The following is a 1,871-nucleotide window of genomic DNA, read 5'->3' on the forward strand; positions in this document are numbered from 1 at the left end:
CGTACTCATCAAGATGTAAAACCTATATATGCGAAACGTAAAGAAACGATTGAGCGTGTATTCGCAGATGCAAAAGAAAAGCATGGTATGCGTTGGACTACTTTAAGGGGACTTAAAAAATTGTCGATGCAAGCGATGCTTACTTTCGCTGCCATTAATTTAAAGAAGATGGCCAATTGGACATGGCAAGGTCCAAAAATGGCCTAACAGAGTGGGCTCGTAGAGCCCCAATATCTTAACCTTGGACCAAAATTCAAAGGGAATTTCAAAAGGGGTTCGGAATTTTATAATTCCGAACCCCTTTTGTCTACAAACTGAGCTGCCCTATTAAAATAGGACAGCTCATTAATATTTAGCACATTTTTACTTCAACTTTACTGATAGATTCTTTCACCATTTCGATGAAGAGTTGTATAAAACGATTGTCCCCTGTTAATTCTGGATGAAAAGCACTAACCAGGACATGTTCTTGTCTCGCAGCAACAACATGATCTTCATAAAGAGCTAATACCTCTACGTCTTCACCAATTTCTTCCGCAAATGGTGCCCGGATGAAGACAGTTGTAAATGGTTCTTCCATTCCTTTGATCGAGAGTTGTGCTTCAAAACTATCCCGCTGACGTCCAAATCCGTTCCTTTTCACGGAAATGTCCATTAATCCAAGATAAGCCTCTTCATCCCCAGTCAATTTCTTTGCGGCCAATACCATTCCCGCACATGTACCGAAGACAGGTTTTTTTAGTTCAAAAAAGGTTTTGATGGGTTCCATAAATCCGTAACGATCCATGAGCTTTCTCATCGTAGTGCTTTCTCCGCCTGGAATAATTAAGCCATCAATTTCTTTTAACTGTTCAGGTTTTTTAACAATTATAGCTTGTTCACCTGCAGCTTTAATTTGATTTAAATGTTCTTCAACAGCACCCTGTAAACCCAAAACACCGATGGTTATCATATTACCAGCCACGTTCCTGCATCCGTTCTGATGGAGCAAGCTTAGAAATATCAATACCTTTCATTGCACTACCTAACTCTTTTGACAGCCGGCCAATCAATTCATAATCAGTATAATATGTAGTCGCTTGAACGATTGCAGTTGCAAATTTTTCAGGATTCTCTGATTTAAATATACCTGAACCCACAAATACGCCATCTGCGCCCAGTTCCATCATCAGTGCTGCATCTGCTGGAGTAGCAATTCCACCTGCTGCAAAGTTAACTACAGGCAATTTACCTGTCCGCTTAATTTCTCTTAGAATCTCATAAGGAGCACCTAAGATTTTTGCTTCTGTCATTAATTCATCGTCACTCATTACGCTCACTTTACGAATTTGGGACAAAACCTTTCTCATATGTCGAACAGCTTCCACAATATTTCCTGTCCCAGGTTCTCCTTTTGTACGAAGCATCGATGCTCCTTCGCCAATCCGGCGTGCAGCTTCGCCTAAGTCACGGCATCCACATACAAAAGGTACTGTGAAATCGCTTTTTAACAAATGATATTCTTCATCAGCAGGCGTCAGCACTTCGCTTTCGTCAATATAATCAACACCCATTGATTCCAGAATCCTTGCTTCAACAATGTGACCAATCCTTGCTTTAGCCATGACCGGAATAGAAACAGCATTCAATACTTCCTCAACGATTCGAGGATCTGCCATTCTTGCTACACCACCAGCTGCACGAATATCGGAAGGTACCCTTTCTAAAGCCATGACAGCAACAGCACCCGCTGCTTCGGCGATTTTTGCTTGTTCTGCATTAATGACGTCCATAATTACGCCACCCTTTTGCATTTGTGCCATTCCTCTTTTTACTGTGTCAGTTCCTAATAATTTTTCCATTACTTTTCCCCCTAATATTTTTTTAGATTT

The 1,871-nt window shown here is 40.8% G+C and carries 3 protein-coding genes; 1 reads left to right on the forward strand and 2 read right to left on the reverse strand.

What is annotated here, in order from left to right:
* A partial coding sequence (locus AKG34_RS12470) for a transposase (RefSeq protein ID WP_053345888.1) occupies positions 1-207 on the forward strand: 207 nt, incomplete at its 5' end.
* Between the two features lie 145 nt (positions 208-352).
* Here AKG34_RS12470 and pdxT read toward each other — a convergent pair.
* Together pdxT and pdxS are read right to left on the reverse strand one after the other, a co-directional pair.
* Positions 353-952, reverse strand: a complete 600-nt coding sequence (pdxT, locus tag AKG34_RS12475; protein ID WP_053346360.1) for a pyridoxal 5'-phosphate synthase glutaminase subunit PdxT — start codon at positions 950-952, stop codon at positions 353-355.
* A 1-nt stretch (position 953) separates the two neighbouring features.
* A complete protein-coding gene (pdxS, locus tag AKG34_RS12480) occupies positions 954-1,841 on the reverse strand; it encodes a pyridoxal 5'-phosphate synthase lyase subunit PdxS (protein WP_053346361.1) in 888 nt (295 codons plus the stop codon).
* Positions 1,842-1,871: the final 30 nt, after the last annotated feature.

It is taken from the genome of Peribacillus butanolivorans, from assembly GCF_001273755.1.
Lineage (GTDB): Bacteria > Bacillota > Bacilli > Bacillales > DSM-1321 > Peribacillus > Peribacillus butanolivorans.

What these genes read in the sequence shown, in the direction of transcription:
- pdxT (WP_053346360.1), bottom strand. Translation starts at nt 952, where the DNA reads ATGATAACCATCGGTGTTTTGGGTTTACAGGGTGCTGTTGAAGAACAT.
- pdxS (WP_053346361.1), bottom strand. Translation starts at nt 1,841, where the DNA reads ATGGAAAAATTATTAGGAACTGACACAGTAAAAAGAGGAATGGCACAA.